Below are 18,209 nucleotides of genomic sequence, written 5' to 3' on the forward strand. Positions count from 1 at the left end.
AAAGCAATATATCCATGACAAGTACCGATAAATCTATTGAATATTTTGGGCTCAAGATTCCTTTCTTAGCTCACTTGGGCGTTGTTCCTGAGTTTGCGAAAGATGGCAAGTCACGCATTAGTCTGCAATTGAAGCCTGAGTATGAGAATAGTTTTGGTATAGCTCACGGTGGCGTCATCATGACCTTGCTGGATTTTGCGATGGGAGCTGCAGCCAGAAGCATTTCCGAGGTTCCTTTGGGCGCCATGACCATTGATATGACGGTGAGCTTCTTGCGTCCCAGCACCGGCAAAATCATAGTTGAGGGCACCATTCTCAAATCAGGCAAAACGATTAATTACTGCGAAGCGATTGTGCTGAATGAAGCGGGGGAGGTAACTGCTAAATCGAGTGGTACCTTTATGCTGAGAAAGTCAAAAACACCTTGATTAAATATAGTAATTATAAATATTATGTCTTTTATTAAGCTTAATTGATTTAACACTAATAATTAAAGGTTAATATCTCGAATAATCTATATTGCGATTTTTATTAGTTTATATATAATAAAAGTTCTTATATGGCCACTACAGGTTGTATTAACCAATTTATTATTCGGAGACTGAAAACAATATGCCTTCTTATCAAGAGCTTTTAGCCCAACGCGAACAGTTGGATAAACAGATTAAAGAAGCAATTGCCCACGAAAAGGCGGATGGTATCGCCAAGGCAAAGCTCATTATTGAGCAATATGGACTAAACGCATCAGACCTATTTAGCCGTAAAGCGGGTGGTAAGAGCGCTGGCGGCAAAGTTGCACCTAAATACCGCAACCCATCTACAGGTGAAACTTGGACAGGCCGTGGCAAGGCGCCTAAGTGGATTGAAGGCAGAGATCGTAGCAGCTATTTGATATAAGTTATTGTATTTAATGAGTTTTAATTGAAAAGGCCGCGTATAGCGGCCTTTTTATTTGCACCTACATCAGCCCTTATGTACACTTTCGAGCAAGCGCCTCTACAAAAAGTGGCTCTAATAGTCCGTGTCTAGATCCTTCAGTCCAGTTTTCTTCTGCGTCTGGGTTGGTAGCCGGATAGCCAATGATGAGTGGATTGAGGTCAATTAAGCCATTCGCCAGCTCTTGCTTGATGCTTTCACTCAAGGGATGTTTGCCGCCAGAGTTTTCATCCGCTAATGCAACTACACCGGGGTGAAGCTTGATAAAACCCTCATCTACTAGAATAGGTATGCGCTGTGTGTCCTTGTTTTTACTAAGATAATGTATTAAATGCACCTGTTCAACGGGCGGAATGAGGGCATCTAAGAATATGAGGTCTGGGGCTATGGAAACGGCCTTCATTAGCCCCTCCAGGCTATCTACGGACATCTCCATATCTACTTTAAGTTGCCAATCAGCAATGGATTCTATTAATTCCTGACCATTTTCAGATCTTCTGAATATCCCCATGGCTACACAATTTTGGGTAGTTTTCTGTCGCATAGCCCTTTTTCTGCGTTGTAATTGCTGCTCTAAGGAGCTGGCCAATATGCGTCTATGGCCTCCACGGGTTTTCCAGGCGATGAGTTCGCCCAATTCCACCATTTTCTGAACGGTGCCTAGGGAAACCTGCAAAATCTTGGCGCTTTGACGAGTACTGAGGTATTCCGTTTCCGGGGTAATCGATTTCATATTTCCCTTAATTTCATTTAATTGTTTGAAGATTTAGAGAATAAAAATCAAAATCATTTGAATCTGTCGGGAAACCCTTAAAGCAAAGTAGGAAAGTTCTTATTAGTTTGATTTAATAGGGCAATACCCCGCAAATCTCATGAAATCAGGGAAAGCCCTTTATGTACCTATGGCTATTCGTGTTAAATTACTAATGTAGCAACAGTATTCGCACAGATCAATTCGCCATACGGTAGAGCCGTGTAACGAATGGTTTTAACCACAGTTTTTATTCGGGAAACCCGATGAAAGGTGAGCATCATGATGCAGGATCAAAGAGATAGCTCCTATCTCTTCGGCGGAAACGCACCCTACGTAGAGGAACTCTACGAATCCTACTTGCACGATCCAGCTTCGGTAGCTGATCATTGGCGAGATTATTTCGATAACGTGAAACAGGTTCCAGCAGTTGACGGTTCATCTCGAACTGACATTGCCCATGGACCAATTGTTGCTTCATTTGCTGAGCGCGCAAAGCAAGGCCCCATCAGAACGATTTCTGATTCGGCTGACTCAGAGATGGGCCGCAAACGCGTTGCTGTTCAGCAGTTAATTGCCGCTTATCGTAACGTCGGTAATCGCTGGGCAAACTTAGATCCACTCAAGCGGACAGAGCGCCAGGACATTCCTGAGTTAGATCCCGCTTTCTATGGTTTCACTGATGGCGATATGGATATCGTCTTCAATACTAGCAATACATTCTTCGGTCGAAACGAAATGTCCTTGCGCGATTTGCTCCAAGCATTGCGCGAGACTTACTGCGGCACCATTGGTGTCGAGTTCATGTTTATTGCCGACCAGAAGATTAAGAAGTGGTGGCAAGAAAAATTAGAGTCCATCCGCTCAACCCCACAATTTAATGTGGAAGAGAAGCGTCAAATCTTGGATCGCGTAACCGCTGCCGAAGGTCTTGAGCGCTACCTCCAGGCTAAGTATGTTGGTCAAAAACGCTTCTCTCTTGAGGGAGGCGAGAGCTTCATCGCCTGTATGGATGAGTTGATTCGCGACTCTGGTAATAAAGGTATTCAAGAGATGGTGATTGGCATGGCCCACCGTGGTCGCCTTAACGTATTGATTAATACATTGGGAAAGATGCCAAAAGACTTGTTTGCCGAGTTTGAGCATAAGGGCCCAGAAACTTTGCCGGCAGGCGACGTTAAATATCACCAAGGCTTCTCAAGCGATATTTCTACTCCTGGTGGTCCGGTTCACCTGTCATTAGCATTTAACCCATCCCATTTAGAAATCGTTAACCCGGTAGTTGAGGGTTCTGCGCGTGCTCGTATGGAGCGTCGTGGCGATATGTTGGGTGAGCAAGTCATGCCAGTGTTAGTTCACGGTGATGCTGCGATTGCAGGTCAGGGCGTGATGCAAGAAACATTGGCGATGTCAGAAGTTCGTGGCTACTCCACGGGTGGTACGGTACACATCGTTATTAATAACCAAATTGGTTTCACGACATCAGATCCACGCGATTTGCGCTCAAGCTTGTATTGCACAGACATCATGAAGATTGTGGATGCCCCTGTGCTGCACGTGAATGGTGATGATCCTGAAGCGGTAGTGTTGGCAACCAAGTTAGCTGTTGAGTTCCGCATGAAGTTTCATAAGGATGTTGCGATTGACATCATCTGCTTCCGTAAGCTTGGCCATAACGAGCAAGATACGCCAGCAATGACTCAGCCATTGATGTACAAAATTATTGCCGCACATCCAGGTACTCGTAAGTTATATGCTGACAAGTTAGAGGCTCAAGGCGTATTGCCTGCAGGTACGGGCGATCTGATGGTCAAAGAGTATCGCGCTGCAATGGACGAAGGTAAGCAAACTTCGGATCCAGTCTTGAGTAACTTCAAAGGTAAGTTTGCAGTGGATTGGTCTCCGTTCCTCAATAAGAAGTGGACCGATGAATCCGATACAGCTATTCCGTTAACTGAGTGGAAGCGCTTAGCTGAAAAGATTTCTACGATTCCAGAAGGTTTCAAGGCGCATCCATTAGTAGCCAAGGTATTTAATGACCGTGCCGCTATGGGTCGTGGTGAGATTAATGTTGACTGGGGTATGGGTGAGCATATGGCTTTCGCATCCTTGGTCGCTAGTGGTTACCCAGTGCGTTTATCTGGTGAAGATAGTGGACGCGGTACATTTACTCACCGCCATGCGGTCTTGCATGAGCAAAATCGTGAGAAGTGGGATACCGGTACTTACATCGCGCTTCAGCATGTCACTAAAGATCAGGCGCCATTCGTGGTGATTGATTCCATTCTTTCTGAAGAGGCAGTACTTGGTTTTGAATATGGCTATGCCGCCGCAGAACCAAATACTCTCACCATTTGGGAAGCTCAGTTTGGCGACTTCGCTAACGGAGCGCAAGTGGTGATTGACCAGTTCATCGCGTCTGGTGAAGTCAAGTGGGGTCGCGCCAATGGTTTAGTCATGATGTTGCCGCATGGTTATGAAGGCCAAGGCCCAGAGCATTCTTCTGCACGTCTTGAGCGCTTTATGCAATTGTGTGCCGATACCAATATGCAAGTAATTCAGCCAACAACAGCTGCGCAAATCTTCCACGTATTGCGTCGTCAGATGATTCGTCAGTTCCGCAAACCGCTGATCTTGATGACTCCAAAATCATTGTTGCGCAATAAAGAAGCGGCATCACCTTTGTCTGAATTTACTAAAGGTGGTTTCCAAACCATTATTGGTGAGCGTGATGATTCTATCGACGCCAAACAAGTAACTCGTTTGGTAATGTGCTCTGGTAAGGTCTATTACGACTTGGTTAAGCAGCGCACTGAGAAGAAGATTGGTGATGTTGCCATTATTCGCTTGGAGCAGTTATATCCATTCCCGCATAAGGCCTTGACTGCTGAGTTGAAGAAATATCCGAAATTGGAAGACATAGTGTGGTGTCAAGATGAGCCACAAAACCAAGGTGCCTGGTTCTTTGTACAGCACAACATCTTGGAAAACATGTCTGATGGCATGAAGTTGGGCTATGCGGGCCGTCCTGCATCTGCTTCACCAGCTTGTGGTTATGCCCATCTCCACCAAGAACAGCAGAAGTCTTTATTGAATGCGGCGTTTGCCAAGCTCAAAGGTTACGTGATCACGAAATAATCGTTTTCATAATTGAACATATACACATACATATAAACAGGATTAATCATGGCTATTTTCGAAGTTAAAGTTCCACAACTCTCCGAGTCAGTTGCTGAAGCAACTTTGTTGCAATGGAAAAAGAAGGTTGGCGATGCAGTAGGTCAGGATGAGATCTTGATCGAAATCGAAACAGATAAAGTAGTTCTCGAAGTTCCAGCTCCTTCTGCTGGCGTTTTGACAGAAATTGTTGTTGCTGATGGTGGCACTGTAGTTGCTGAGCAGTTAATTGGAAAGATTAATAGCACTGCTGTTGCCGCCGCCGCTCCTGCTGCTGCCTCACCGGCTCCAGCAGCAGCACCTGTCGCTGCAGCCCAAGCTCCAGCAAAAGCAGCCGCTCCTGCTGCCAAAGCTGGCGCGGCCGCAGCACCTTCAGCTGCAAAAATTCTTGCTGAGAAAAATATCGATGCTGGTCAAGTTGCCGGCTCTGGTCGTGATGGCCGCATCACTAAAGGCGATGCATTAAATGCTTCTGCTGGTGGCGCTAAGTCTGCTGCATTGCCAAGCGCTCCAATTCCAACTGGCGATCGTCCAGAAGAGCGCGTACCAATGAGTCGTTTGCGCGCTCGTATTGCTGAGCGTTTGTTAGAGTCCCAAGCAAATAACGCTATCTTGACAACATTCAATGAAGTCAATATGGGTCCAGTGATTGCATTGCGTAATAAATACAAAGATCAGTTTGAAAAAGTTCATGGTGTGAAGTTGGGCTTTATGTCTTTCTTCGTTAAAGCAGCAACACACGCTTTGAAGAAATTCCCACTTCTAAACGCTTCTGTTGATGGCAATGACATCGTTTACCACGGTTACTTTGATATTGGCATTGCAGTGAGCTCACCACGCGGCTTGGTAGTTCCAATTTTGCGTGATGTTGACCAAATGAATTTGGCTGATATCGAGAAGAAGATTGCTGAGTTCGGCGCTAAGGCTCGCGATGGCAAATTGTCTATTGAAGAGTTGACTGGCGGCACATTCTCCATTTCTAACGGTGGAGTATTCGGCTCCATGCTTTCTACCCCAATCATCAACCCACCACAATCTGCAATCTTGGGTATCCATGCGACTAAAGACCGTGCTGTAGTTGAAAATGGTCAAGTGGTTGTTCGCCCAATTAACTACTTAGCTTTGTCATACGATCACCGCATCATTGACGGTCGCGAGGCTGTGCTCGGTTTGGTTGCTATGAAGGATGCTTTAGAAGATCCTTCACGCCTTCTCCTTGATTTGTAAGAAGGGAAGATCATGAGCCAAACTTTTGACGTAGTAGTAATTGGTGGTGGCCCTGGCGGCTACATCGCCGCAATTCGTGCAGCGCAACTCGGTTTTAAGGTTGCCTGTGCTGAATCTCAATCCTATGATGACCCTAAGGGTGAGCCCCGTTTGGGCGGTACTTGCTTAAACGTTGGTTGTATTCCCTCTAAAGCCTTGTTGGCTTCTTCTGAAGAGTTCGAGAAGATCAACCATCACGCTGCTGACCATGGAATTAAAGTAGGTGCAGTCAGCATCGACACTGGCAAGATGATTGCCCGTAAAGATGACATCGTTACCAAGATGACTGGCGGTATTCAGTATTTGTTTCGCAAGAACAAAATCACATTGTTAAAAGGCCATGCTTCTTTTGAAGGCAAAGGTGCCGATGGTTATCAAGTAAAGATTGATGGCAAAGATAAAGAAACGGTTACTGCAAAGAATGTGATTATTGCTACTGGTTCTAAGGCCCGTCACCTCCCAGGTATTACTGTTGACAATGTCTTAATCTGCGACAACGAAGGCGCGCTGAAGTTTGATTCCGCCCCTAAAAAAATGGGTGTTATCGGTGCTGGTGTTATCGGCTTGGAGCTGGGTTCTGTATGGCGCCGTCTCGGGGCTGAAGTGACTGTGCTTGAAGCTATGCCTTCATTCTTGGGCGCTTGCGATATTGGTATCGCTAAAGAAGCCCAAAAGCTCTTTGCTAAGCAAGGCTTGGATATTCATACTGGCGTGAAGATTGGTGATGTTAAAGCGGACAAGAAAGGTGTAGTAGTAAATTATACCGATAGCGCTGGTAAAGCTGCTAAGTTGGAATGCGATCGCCTTATTGTTTCTGTCGGCCGTGTACCCAATACCGATAAATTAGGTTTAGATAAGATTGGTCTCAAAGTGGATGAGCGTGGCTTCATTCCTATTGATGATCACACTTGCGCTACTGCAGCGCCTGGCGTTTACGCTGTTGGTGACGTAGTGCGTGGCCCAATGTTGGCACACAAAGCAGAAGACGAAGGTGTCTTGGTAGCCGAGGTGATTGCCGGTCAAAAACCCCATATCGATTACAACTGCATTCCTTGGGTTATTTACACTGACCCTGAAATTGCATGGGTTGGTAAAACTGAACAAGCACTCAAAGAGGCTGGCATTGCTTACAAAGCAGGTCAGTTCCCATTTGCAGCTAACGGCCGTGCCTTAGGTATGGGTCGTTCCGATGGCTTCATCAAAGTGTTGGCTGATGCTAAGACTGATGAGATTCTTGGCGTACATATTATCGGTGCCAATGCATCTGACTTAATTGCGGAAGCAGCGGTTGCAATGGAATTTAAAGCAGCAGCAGAAGATATTGCTCGTATCTGTCATGCACATCCAAGTTTGTCTGAAGTGATGCGCGAAGCGGCGTTGGCGACAGACTCACGTGCATTAAATATGTAATTGAAAACCATTGAGTTTTACCAACAAGAGTTAAAGGCGCGCGGGTATCACAGTGATCCCGCGCAGCTTCGTGCTGTTGAGCGTCTTCAGGAATGTGAAGATGAATGGATTGCCTATAAAGAAATCCGCAGCAATACCTTAAAGAAGAAAATATTCAAACCAACACTGCCCCGAGGCTTGTATCTGTGGGGTGGGGTAGGACGCGGCAAATCTTTCTTGATGGACTGCTTTTATGCGGCATCCCCATTGGAAAAGAAAATCCGCATTCATTTTCATGAGTTCATGCGTGAAGTCCATCGGGAATTACATGAACTCTCAGGAATGGCCGATCCTCTAGATGAGCTTGCAAAGCGGATTTCTAATCGCTATCGCCTCATATGCTTTGATGAGTTCCATATTAATGACATCGCTGATGCGATGATTTTGTATCGCCTCCTTGATGCACTCTTTGTGGATCGCGTGCAATTTGTAATGACATCAAACTATCGCCCCGATCAGCTCTATCCAAATGGATTGCATCGCGATAGATTACTTCCTGCTATCAAACTATTAGAAGAAAAGCTTGATGTTCTGAACGTAGATGCAGGCAATGATTACCGCCGTGTGCAGATGGCGCAAGTCGAAGCCTATCTCACTCCGGTTAATGCGGAAACGCAGGCAATGCTTGGTCAAATGTTCCAAACGCTGATTGGCAATCAAAATGAGGTCCGTAATCCAGTCTTAAATATTGAGTCGCGTGAATTACGGCCCTTGCATATGGCTGACGGTGTGGTGTGGTTTGACTTTAAGACTCTCTGTTGTGGGCCGCGTTCCCAAAACGACTATCTCGAAATTGCAAACCAATTTCATACGGTGATTCTGTCGGGAGTCCCCTATATGCCCCCCAGAATGACTAATGAAGCCCGTCGCTTTATTTGGTTAATCGATGTCTTATACGACCATAAGATCAAGTTAATCATCTCTGCAGAGGTCCCAGCCCCAGATTTGTACACAGAAGGTCAAATTACTGCGGAATTCTCCCGAACAGTATCCCGTTTGATCGAGATGCAGTCTCGTGACTACCTAGATGCGCCGCGCCGGGTAATTGACACCAGCTTGACCTAAAATAGGGTCATGAGCAGCTTTTTCCCCCTAAATGCCGATTTGCATTGCCATTCAGTAATTTCTGATGGAACTTTGACGCCTGAAGATTTAGCCGAGCGCGCTAAAGCAAATGGCGTGCATTTGTGGGCTCTTACCGATCATGATGAATTGGGTGGGCAAAAGCGTGCGCGTGAAGCAGCTAGTGCTTTAAATATAGATTACCTTTCTGGCGTGGAAATCTCCGTCACTTGGATGGGTGAGACGATTCATATTGTTGGCCTTGGGATTGATGCAGACCATATTGGAATTATTGAGGGCTTGCGTCGTACGCGCGATGGTCGAGCAAATCGTGCGCAACTGATGGCCGAGCAATTGCTCAAAGCCGGTATTCCTGGTGCTTATGAGGGCGCATTGCATTTTGCCGGCAATCATGAATTGATTTCCAGAACTCACTTTGCTCGCTTCTTGGTAGAGCAGGGCGTCTGCCGTAATACTGAACATGTATTTAAAAATTATTTAGTTGAGGGAAAGCCAGGGTATGTTCCCCATCAGTGGGCTACGCTGGATAACGCTGTGCATTGGATTAAGTCTGCAGGTGGCGTAGCTGTTATTGCTCATCCTGGTCGTTACAGCAGACTCAGCGACATGCAAATGGATGAGCTCTACAAGCACTTTAAGGACATTGGAGGCTTGGCCATTGAGGTGATTACTGGAAGTCATAGTCCAGACCAATACAAAACTTTTGCAAAGATTGCGCAGCAATATGGCTTTTTGGCTTCTCGCGGTTCGGACTTTCATGATCCGAATGAGAGTCATATTGATTTGGGTAACTTGCCTCACTTACCAGACCATCTCACTCCGGTATGGTCTGCCTTTCATTAATTTATTAATTACTTAATCACTTAGAAAAAGAATACAGATGTTTGCTGAACGCGTTCTCTCTGGCATGCGACCAACTGGTAGCTTGCACCTTGGTCATTACCATGGTGTTTTAAAGAACTGGGTTCGCTTGCAGTCCGAATACCCTTGCTTCTTTTTTGTGGCTGATTGGCATGCATTAACTACCCATTACGAAACTCCGGATGTGATCGAGCAATCTGTATGGGATATGGTTATTGATTGGTTGGCAACTGGCGTAGATCCAAATCAGGCAACTTTGTTTATTCAAAGCAAAGTACCGGAACACGCTGAACTCTTTTTATTACTATCCATGGGAACCCCGCTAGGCTGGCTGGAAAGGGTGCCGACCTATAAAGATCAAATCGAGAAGCTCAAGGAAAAAGACCTTCAAACTTATGGTTTCTTAGGCTATCCGCTGTTGCAGGCTGCTGATATTTTGATTTATCGCGCACAGTTTGTGCCCGTAGGCGAAGATCAAGTGCCACACGTAGAAATGACCCGTGAAGTCGCGCGTCGCTTTAATTATCTCTATGGCCGCGAACCAGGCTTTGAAGAAAAAGCTTTAGAGGCTGTCAAGAAGCTTGGTAGTAAACGTGCCAAGATGTACGCTGAATTACGTGTCGCTTTCCAAGAGCGGGGTGATGATGAGGCCTTAGAGCAAGCTAAGGCCTTATTGCAAGATGCGCAAAGCCTATCCATGGCTGATCGCGAGAGACTCTTTGGTTTCTTGGAGGGTTCACGCAAAATTATTCTGCCTGAACCACAAGCATTGCTAACAACGGCCTCACGCATGCCCGGTATTGATGGTCAAAAGATGTCCAAGTCATATGGAAACACCATCAGCATTCGTGAAAATCCCGAAGACGTGATTAAAAAGATCCGCACCATGCCTACTGATCCTGCCCGGGTTCGTAGAACCGATGCCGGTGATCCGGCACGCTGCCCCGTATGGCAACTGCATACCGTTTACTCGAATGATGAGACAAAACAATGGGTTGAAAAGGGTTGTAAATCAGCGGGTATTGGTTGTTTAGAGTGCAAACAGCCAGTAATCGATGCCATTCTGGCCGAACAACAGCCGATGTTTGAGCGCGCTCAAAAGTACCTAGATGATCCTAGTCTGCTGCGCTCCATCATTGCTGATGGCTGCGATAAAGCTCGTAAGGTTGCACAAGAAACTATGCGTGAGGTTCGCGAAGCTATGGGTCTTGCTTACGACTGAGGTTTGAACTTGCCCAATATGCATGATGCAATTGCGAGTGCTTCACCTTGGGTGAAGCGATTTGCACCACTTATTCCAAAGGATGGAGTGGTTCTAGATTTAGCTTGTGGATCAGGTAGACACTCTGAGTTGCTCGCTAGCATGGGCTATCGGGTGCTAGCAGTTGATCAAGATATCGAGACTGTAGAGGCACTGGGCAATCCATCCATCAGCCCTAGACGCCTTCATCTTGAAGAGGCCCAATGGCCGCTAATGGGTTCTCAGTTCAGCGCTATTTTGGTGACAAACTATCTTTATCGCCCCCACCTCGATGAACTTCCCAAAATGCTGGGAAAAGAGGGCGTTTTGATCTATGAAACCTTCGCTCTGGGTAACGGAGACTTTGGTAAGCCATCCAACCCCAATTTCCTCTTAAACCCAGGGGAATTGCTCACTTTTGCCTCCCGCCATGGGCTTTACGTGGTGGCTTATGAGGATATTTACGTAGATCAACCCAAACCAGCCATGGTTCAGCGCCTATGTGCTGTAAAAGGCGAGCCAAAACACCGCATTCCGTTACAATTTCAGGGTTAAGACAGCTAAAAATCGGTGCATATTCTGTGACAAATACAGCGCATTCCAAAGGTAGCAAAAAACCCATAGCCGGAAGCATGCCGGCTATTGTTACTCCTATGTTCGAGGATGGCAGCTTGGATTACGCTAGCTTGCGTTCTTTGTTGGATTGGCACGTGTCCGAAGGTACAGATGGCATTGTCATCGTTGGCACAAGTGGCGAGTCTCCTACAGTTTCGGTTGAAGAGCATTGCGAGTTGATTCGCGTGACGGTAGAGCAGATCGCTGGACGCATTCCAGTGATCGCAGGTACCGGTGGCAACTCCACCATTGAAGCGATTGAATTAACCAAATTTGCTAAGCAAGTTGGCGCTGATGCTAGCTTGCAAGTAGTACCGTATTACAACAAGCCAACACAAGACGGGATGTTTGCCCATTTTAAAAAGATTGCTGAGTCAGTTGATTTGCCGGTAATTTTGTACAACGTTCCTGGTAGAACAGTTGCCGACTTGGCTGGCGACACTGTGGTTCGTTTAGCGGATGTTCCAGGCATTATCGGCATTAAAGAAGCGACTGGTAGCTTAGAGCGTGGAACCCTATTAATCAGTGATCTCAAGCGAGCTGGCCATGAAGACTTTGCAGTGTTTTCTGGAGACGATCTCACAGCTGCTATGTTGATGCTGATGGGTGGCAAAGGCAATATCTCTGTCACCGCAAACATCGCCCCACGTTTAATGCATGAACTTTGTGTTGCAGCAATGTCAGACGATGTGAAGAGAACCCGTGAAATCCAATATCAATTGATTGCAGTTCACAAGGCGATGTTTACTGAGGCTAACCCAATCCCCGTGAAGTGGGCGTTACACGAAATGGGCAAGATTACTGCTGGCATTCGTTTGCCATTAACACCCTTAAGTAATTCCTTGCGCGAGCCTTTGAAGGCAGCATTAAAACAGGCCAACTTATTATGATGAATTTGCTCCAACTATTGCGTCGAAACTTATCGATATTGGCTCTACTGTTAGCTACATCTGTTGTACTAACAGCATGTAAATCGGTTGCTACTAACGACACCGTTGACTATAAGAGCTCTGGCGCTGTGCGCGGTCCAAATTTGTCTTACCCTCCTGATCTCATCACTGCTCAAGCTGATCGCCGTTACATCGTTCAGGATGGAACCGCCACAATGTCTGAGTACAACGCTGCTGTTAAGAAGTCAGTGCAAATGCGTAGCACTGTGATGACCGGTATTCCTGGTATGCGCATTGCACGTGATGGCGAGCGTCGTTGGTTAGTGGTTGAAAAGCCAGCCCCTGAACTTTATCCACAAGTGAAAGATTTCTGGCAAGAGAATGGCTTCCTTTTAGTCGTTGACTCTCCATCCACTGGAATTATGGAAACTGACTGGGCAGAAAATCGTGCGAAGATTGCGCAAGATTGGATACGTTCGACTCTTGGTGGCGCTTTAGATACGTTGTATGACACAGGTGAGCGCGATAAATATAAGACCCGCTTAGAAGTTTCTAAACCTGGCGAGACTGAGATTTATATTACACAACGTGGTGCCATTGAAAAATGCACTTCTGACTCCACTGGAAATTGTATTTCTACTGTATGGACGCCTCGTCCGAATGACCCTGAGTTAGAGGCAGTCTTCTTGGCGCGCCTGATGGAGCGTCTGGGTATGACTCAAGAGCAAGCCAAGGCAATGGTAGCCGTTCCGCTTGGCCCTAAAACCCCTAAAGCGAAGTTTGTACAAGAAGGTGCTAATCAAGCCTATATTCAGTTGAGTGCCGGTTTTGATCGTTCTTGGCGAGATGTTGGTTTGGCACTTGATCGTTCAAACTTTACTGTTGAAGATCGTAATCGCTCTACTGGCGTTTACTATGTGCGTTACGTTAATCCAAAAGATTTGGGCGATACCAAAGGCTTTTTCACCAACCTCTTTAGTAGCAAGGATGATTCAAGTCTGAAGGCTAAAAAATATCAGGTAGTTGTGAAGAGTACCGGCGAGAACTCTGCCAATGTCTATGTGCAAAATGCTGAAGGTAAGCCAGAAAATACGCCTGCAGGTTTTCAGTTGTTGACCTTGTTAACGGATCAACTAACAAAGTAAGTGTTTTTTACAGTCAATAAAAAAGCCGCTTTTCAGCGGCTTTTTTTCTTCATGAAGAAGATTACTTCTTAGCGTCAGCAGCTGGAGCAGCTGGAGCAGCAGCAGGAGCTTCAGCTGCAGGAGCAGCAGGAGCAGCAGCAGGAGCAGCTTCAACAGGTTTTGCTTCTTCTTTTTTACCGCAAGCGGCCAAGGCGATTGCTAACATAGCAGCGAATACGAGTGACTTCTTCATTTATAGATTCCTTTAAAAAAATTAACAACAATTACCGGTAATTGTTTTCTGGATTTACCGAGGGATTATCCCTAAGTAGTTTCCAGCGATTATTATATCCATCTGAGAATTCAGGTCTGAAAAACTAGCCATCCAGCCAAATAGGCCTCATAAAGGCTGGATTTACCAAGGTGTTTGAGTCCATTGGTCTTCAGTCTCTTCTGGGCGGAGAGAGCCTGCCAGGCCGAAATAATGTCTGGAGCTTGTCCCTGGGTCATAGTCTCTCCGTTGCAATAAACCTGTCTTCCAAGCGCCAGAATACGTGTTTGGGGTTGTGGCACCAGGCTCATGGAACCCAATTTCTTTAGAAACTCTGCTGGGCTAAGGGGCTCTTCTGGACCGTCAAAAAAGGCTTGTTGTTTAGGCTCTGAAAGGTAGGCGGTAATTCCGGGTAGAAATCCATCAATTTGATTCAGTTTCAATTCCTTGAGTTTCGAGCCAAGCTGCTTGATGAGCTCATCAGGTAATTGCTCGGCAAACAGAGTGGCGCTTTGTTTGGGATCTGCAAACTTAGCTTCTAGTGCAGGGATGTCTTCTAAGGATTCTGCTAAGCGCCACAAACCTTCTTGCAGCAATTCCTTAAAGCTGGGTGAACGAAATCCTACAGACCATGTTTGACAGCCTGCATCCAAGGCGATTCCATCGTGGGCTACGTGTGGTGGTAAATACAGCATATCGCCTGGCTCTAAAGTCCATTCTTGCTCAGGCTTAAAGTTTTTTAGAATTTTTAGTGGCAGATTTGGGTTGAGGCTTAAATCTTTTTGCTGTGAAATTCGCCATTGTCTTCTACCGGACATTTGAATTAGGAAGACGTCATATGAATCAAAGTGTGGGCCAACGCCGCCACCAATGCCAGCAATACTCACCATCAAATCATCCAGGCGAGCATCGGGAATAAAGCGAAACCAAGAGAGGATTTTGGCCGCAGCAGGGTGATGTGCTTCCATGCCCTGGAGCAACAAAGTCCAATTGGGTTTATCAACTGAGGGAATTGCTTTTTTGGCAAATGGTCCGCTACTAAAGCTCCAGGGCTTAGATTTCACCAGGCGCGATTCCACCACATCTTGCTGGGCAAATTTAAGCAATTCTTGGCCGGGAATAGGGCTATCAAGCGATTGGCCGGACTGGGCTGAGAGGGCGAATGCCGGAATTGCTCCTCGGATGAGTAAGGGCTTCTTATGCCAGTGGCGTGCCATGAACTGATTTGGGCTAATGCCCCCAAATAAGGCCCAGGGCTCTGCTAAAGGAAGCTTTGCAGGAGCCTGGGGTGGTTCGTAGGGTTTGCTCAAGTAAAATGAGGTCATAAAGTAAAAGGTAAAAAGCTTTTTAAAAAACTGGTTAAAAACGAATGTTCGACAAATTCCGCATGAAGATTGAAAAAAATACTATCGTATCCCTTCGCTATAAGCTAACCGATGCGCAAAATAATGTCATTGAAGAACCAGATTCTCCGATGGTATACCTGCACGGTGGCTATGAAGGTACTTTTCCTAAAATTGAGACATTGCTAGATGGCCAAGATATTGGCTATGAGGCTACGATTCAGCTCGAGCCAAATGAGGCGTTTGGTGAGTACGATCCTGAGCTATTGAAGATTGAGCCACGCACGCGTTTTCCTGAGCCTCTGGAAGTGGGTATGCAGTTTGAAGGTATACCCGATACCGAAGAAGGCGCCAGTGCCGAGGATGCAGATACTGATGATGAGCCCTTAATCTACACCGTGACCGATGTTGCCGATAATCAAGTGGTGCTCGATGGCAATCATCCTTTGGCCGGAATGGCTTTGCGTTTTTGGGTTCAGGTCGAAGATGTTCGCGTTGCTACCGATGATGAGATTGAAAATCGTCACCCAGAGGGCGGCGAGAGTTTTTCATTCGGTATGCCAAATGACGATGATGATGAAGATTTTCCAGGCGGGGCATCAGTTGGAGATAATGCTAGTCCGCGCACATTGCATTAATTCAAAACGCCGCTAGAAAAAAAGGAATAGCGCGCTATTCCTTTTTTGTTTACATCATTTTTTTCGCGCCGCTCCTAAAGTCCTACTCTTTCAGCCATTCTTTAATCGCATCAAGATCACGCTTAGTATCGCTTGAGCCAGCAGCATCAGCGCTTCCAGGGGCGTTGCTTAACTTGGCAAGGGCTTTCTCAAGCGCTGCAATTTTGGCTTCTTGCTCGATCGTTGCATCGATTAAACCCTTAAGGGCCATTGATACGGGATCATCTACATTGGGTGTAACGCCGTAGGCAGAAAAGTATTCTTTTGTTTTGCTATCGGGACTTTGCGGCAAGTCTGGATGCAAGATTCGCGCAGGAATTCCAACGGCAGTAGCGCCAGCAGGAATCTCTTTTAGAACAACAGCATTAGAACCAACGCGCGCGCCATCGCCAACAGTAAACCCGCCAAGTACTTTTGCGCCAGCGCTAACTACGACTCCTTTGCCCAAGGTCGGGTGACGTTTAACGCCTTTATAAAGAGAAGTACCGCCTAAGGTTACACCTTGGTAAATAGTGCAGTCATCGCCAATTTCAGTAGTCTCACCAATCACAATACCAAGCCCATGATCTAGAAATACTCTACGACCAATCTTTGCGCCAGGATGAATTTCTATACCCGTCAGAATGCGTGCAAGCATGGAGAGTACCCGTGCAATCCATTTCAGACCTACATTCCATAAAAAATGGGAGAGGCGATGAAACCAAACTGCATGCAAACCTTGGTAGCAAGTGATGACCTCGAGACGATTACGTGCAGCTGGGTCTCTGGCAATGATGGAGTCGACTTGGTCGAAAAAGGGATTAGACATGGCTTGATTTTAACGGGATGCGCTTATTTTCTCAGGAGCATCTGTTTTGCAATTCCGCGTAGTAGGTCAATCTCTTTTTTATGTAGGCGACTGCGGGCAAAAAGAGCCTGTATACGGGGCATGAGCTTCTTAGGGTTGGCTGGGTCTAAATAGCCAATTGCCTCTAGACCCTCGCGCCAATGCTCCAGCATGGCGGCAACAGCAGCGGGATCGGCAAAGTCAGCCATTTCTTCACGATTTGCTAAAGAGTGAGGTTCTCCAGCATTTCGAAGCAATGTCTCTCTGAGGGTATAGGCACACACCATCAATGCTTGGGCGAGGTTTAGGGAGGGGTAGGCGGGATTGGCATCCAGCCAGACTCTGTGAGTACACAAGACTAAATGATCGTTATCTAGACCCGTTCTCTCTGGGCCAAAGAGAAGAGCAACCTTTCTACCGCTCAAAGTTGCATCTGATATTAATGCGCGGGCAGTCTCCCAGTCCAGAGCAGGGGGTCCAAACTCCCGATCACGGCTAGTAAGCCCCAAAACAAGCGAGCATCCCTCTACCGCAGACGCTAAAGAATTGCTTTCTAAGGAGCTCTCTAGGACATCTGCAGCACCGCTAGCCAGTGCTATCGCTTCAGCACTTGCGGCCACGCCCTTGATCTTGGGATTAATGAGGCGTAGATCGCTAAAGCCCATAGTTTTGAGGGCGCGAGCAGCTGAGCCTACGTTTCCTGGATGACTGGTCTCGACCAAAACCCAGCGAAGTAATTTGGCTATATCAATATTCATTAATGCGCTTTAGTGTGGTTTTAGGGCGGTCAATGGGGTGTTATGGAAGCTAATCGTTTAGAATCAATTTGTTAGCTTCGTATTGTCGTGCAATTTACCCAAGTTGTAGGCATTACAAGGAGCTTGTTCTTATTTAATTTGTCCATCAATACTATGCATCCCATGTTAAATGTGGCCGTAAAGGCCGCCCGTCGCGCTGGAACAGTCATCAATCGTGCTTCCTTGAATTTGGAGCGCTTGCAGGTTGACCGTAAACAACATAACGACTTTGTAACCGAGGTGGACAAAGCCGCTGAAGCGGCCATCATTGAAACGCTCAGCGAAGCCTATCCAACTCATGGATTTTTGGCTGAAGAAACAGGCGAGCGTAATGCCGATGCAGAAAATGTTTGGATCATTGATCCTCTTGATGGCACAACCAATTTCATTCATGGTTTTCCGCAATACGCAGTATCAATTGCGCTTGCAGTAAATGGCGTAACTCAACAAGCCGTAGTTTATGACCCAACCCGCGATGAATTATTCACCGCGACACGTGGTGCTGGAGCTTACTTGGATCGTCGGCGTTTACGTGTTGCTGCGCAAGATCGTCTGGCAAATTCTTTACTCGGCACCGGCTTTCCATATCGCGAAGACCAAGACTTGGAAAAATATTTAAAGATTTTTGCTGAGATGTCACGTCAATGTGCGGGCTTACGTCGCCCAGGTGCAGCTTCATTAGATTTGGCCTACGTTGCCGCTGGTCGCTACGATGGTTTCTTTGAGAGTGATCTCAAGCCATGGGATATGGCAGCAGGCGCTTTACTCATTACTGAGGCAGGTGGATTGATAGGCAACTATCGCGGAGAAGAGGGCTTTCTGAAAAGTGGTGAAGTGATGGCAGCAAACCCACGCATCTTTGCGCAGATGGTGCAATCGCTTTCTAAATACTCGGTTACTTAA

At 46.5% G+C, this 18,209-nt stretch carries 18 protein-coding genes; 13 read left to right on the forward strand and 5 right to left on the reverse strand.

Annotated elements, in window-relative coordinates; translation table 11 throughout:
* Positions 1–14 precede the first annotated feature (14 nt).
* On the forward strand, positions 15–428 hold the full coding sequence (locus ICN36_RS07630) for a PaaI family thioesterase (RefSeq protein WP_216227808.1): 414 nt from the start codon (positions 15–17) through the stop codon (positions 426–428).
* A 184-nt stretch (positions 429–612) separates the two neighbouring features.
* Positions 613–897 (forward strand): H-NS family nucleoid-associated regulatory protein, encoded by a 285-nt coding sequence (locus tag ICN36_RS07635; protein WP_216227809.1) that lies wholly within the window; start codon positions 613–615, stop codon positions 895–897.
* 73 nt (positions 898–970) lie between these two features.
* Here the strand turns inward: ICN36_RS07635 and ICN36_RS07640 are convergent, their stop codons facing one another.
* Positions 971–1,669 (reverse strand): helix-turn-helix domain-containing protein, encoded by a 699-nt coding sequence (locus ICN36_RS07640; RefSeq protein ID WP_216227810.1) that lies wholly within the window; start codon positions 1,667–1,669, stop codon positions 971–973.
* 300 nt (positions 1,670–1,969) lie between these two features.
* Between ICN36_RS07640 and ICN36_RS07645 the strand changes: the two genes are divergently transcribed.
* The 9 genes from ICN36_RS07645 (at position 1,970) to bamC (ending at position 13,413) form a co-directional block, all read left to right on the forward strand.
* A complete protein-coding gene (locus ICN36_RS07645) occupies positions 1,970–4,825 on the forward strand; it encodes a 2-oxoglutarate dehydrogenase E1 component (RefSeq protein WP_216227811.1) in 2,856 nt (951 codons plus the stop codon).
* Positions 4,826–4,873: 48 nt separating this feature from the next.
* Positions 4,874–6,091 (forward strand): 2-oxoglutarate dehydrogenase complex dihydrolipoyllysine-residue succinyltransferase, encoded by a 1,218-nt coding sequence (odhB, locus tag ICN36_RS07650; RefSeq protein WP_216227812.1) that lies wholly within the window; start codon positions 4,874–4,876, stop codon positions 6,089–6,091.
* Between the two features lie 12 nt (positions 6,092–6,103).
* The gene (gene lpdA / locus ICN36_RS07655; protein WP_216227813.1) at positions 6,104–7,540 is read left to right on the forward strand and encodes a dihydrolipoyl dehydrogenase; all 1,437 of its coding nucleotides are present in this window, start codon (positions 6,104–6,106) and stop codon (positions 7,538–7,540) included.
* The gene (gene zapE / locus ICN36_RS07660) at positions 7,541–8,644 is read left to right on the forward strand and encodes a cell division protein ZapE (protein ID WP_216227814.1); all 1,104 of its coding nucleotides are present in this window, start codon (positions 7,541–7,543) and stop codon (positions 8,642–8,644) included. It begins immediately after the preceding gene.
* A 9-nt stretch (positions 8,645–8,653) separates the two neighbouring features.
* Positions 8,654–9,505 carry a 3',5'-nucleoside bisphosphate phosphatase gene (locus tag ICN36_RS07665; RefSeq protein ID WP_216227815.1) on the forward strand — a complete coding sequence of 284 codons (852 nt, stop codon included), beginning with the start codon at positions 8,654–8,656 and terminating at the stop codon, positions 9,503–9,505.
* Positions 9,506–9,542: 37 nt separating this feature from the next.
* A complete protein-coding gene (locus ICN36_RS07670) occupies positions 9,543–10,745 on the forward strand; it encodes a tryptophan--tRNA ligase (RefSeq protein ID WP_216227816.1) in 1,203 nt (400 codons plus the stop codon).
* An 18-nt stretch (positions 10,746–10,763) separates the two neighbouring features.
* Entirely contained in the window at positions 10,764–11,318 is a 555-nt protein-coding gene (locus ICN36_RS07675; protein WP_216227817.1) for a bifunctional 2-polyprenyl-6-hydroxyphenol methylase/3-demethylubiquinol 3-O-methyltransferase UbiG, read from the forward strand.
* A gap of 77 nt (positions 11,319–11,395) precedes the next feature.
* Positions 11,396–12,268, forward strand: coding sequence for a 4-hydroxy-tetrahydrodipicolinate synthase (dapA, locus tag ICN36_RS07680; RefSeq protein WP_216227846.1), 873 nt, complete (start codon positions 11,396–11,398; stop codon positions 12,266–12,268).
* Positions 12,268–13,413, forward strand: coding sequence for an outer membrane protein assembly factor BamC (gene bamC, locus ICN36_RS07685; RefSeq protein ID WP_370623457.1), 1,146 nt, complete (start codon positions 12,268–12,270; stop codon positions 13,411–13,413). Before dapA ends, bamC begins: the two co-directional genes overlap by 1 nt.
* A gap of 61 nt (positions 13,414–13,474) precedes the next feature.
* On the opposite strand, the gene ICN36_RS07690 is transcribed toward bamC, so the two are convergent.
* The gene (locus ICN36_RS07690; protein WP_215392539.1) at positions 13,475–13,645 is read right to left on the reverse strand and encodes a hypothetical protein; all 171 of its coding nucleotides are present in this window, start codon (positions 13,643–13,645) and stop codon (positions 13,475–13,477) included.
* A gap of 110 nt (positions 13,646–13,755) precedes the next feature.
* Positions 13,756–14,988, reverse strand: a complete 1,233-nt coding sequence (locus tag ICN36_RS07695) for a cupin domain-containing protein (protein ID WP_216227819.1) — start codon at positions 14,986–14,988, stop codon at positions 13,756–13,758.
* A gap of 62 nt (positions 14,989–15,050) precedes the next feature.
* On the opposite strand from ICN36_RS07695, the gene ICN36_RS07700 reads away from it, so the two are divergent.
* Entirely contained in the window at positions 15,051–15,644 is a 594-nt protein-coding gene (locus tag ICN36_RS07700) for a peptidylprolyl isomerase (protein ID WP_216227820.1), read from the forward strand.
* A gap of 82 nt (positions 15,645–15,726) precedes the next feature.
* On the opposite strand, the gene cysE is transcribed toward ICN36_RS07700, so the two are convergent.
* A complete protein-coding gene (gene cysE, locus ICN36_RS07705; protein ID WP_216227821.1) occupies positions 15,727–16,491 on the reverse strand; it encodes a serine O-acetyltransferase in 765 nt (254 codons plus the stop codon).
* 23 nt (positions 16,492–16,514) lie between these two features.
* The gene (locus ICN36_RS07710; protein WP_216227822.1) at positions 16,515–17,267 is read right to left on the reverse strand and encodes an RNA methyltransferase; all 753 of its coding nucleotides are present in this window, start codon (positions 17,265–17,267) and stop codon (positions 16,515–16,517) included.
* Between the two features lie 153 nt (positions 17,268–17,420).
* Between ICN36_RS07710 and ICN36_RS07715 the strand changes: the two genes are divergently transcribed.
* Positions 17,421–18,209 carry an inositol monophosphatase family protein gene (locus tag ICN36_RS07715; RefSeq protein WP_216227823.1) on the forward strand — a complete coding sequence of 263 codons (789 nt, stop codon included), beginning with the start codon at positions 17,421–17,423 and terminating at the stop codon, positions 18,207–18,209.

Source organism: Polynucleobacter sp. UK-Gri1-W3 (assembly GCF_018881595.1).
GTDB lineage: Bacteria > Pseudomonadota > Gammaproteobacteria > Burkholderiales > Burkholderiaceae > Polynucleobacter.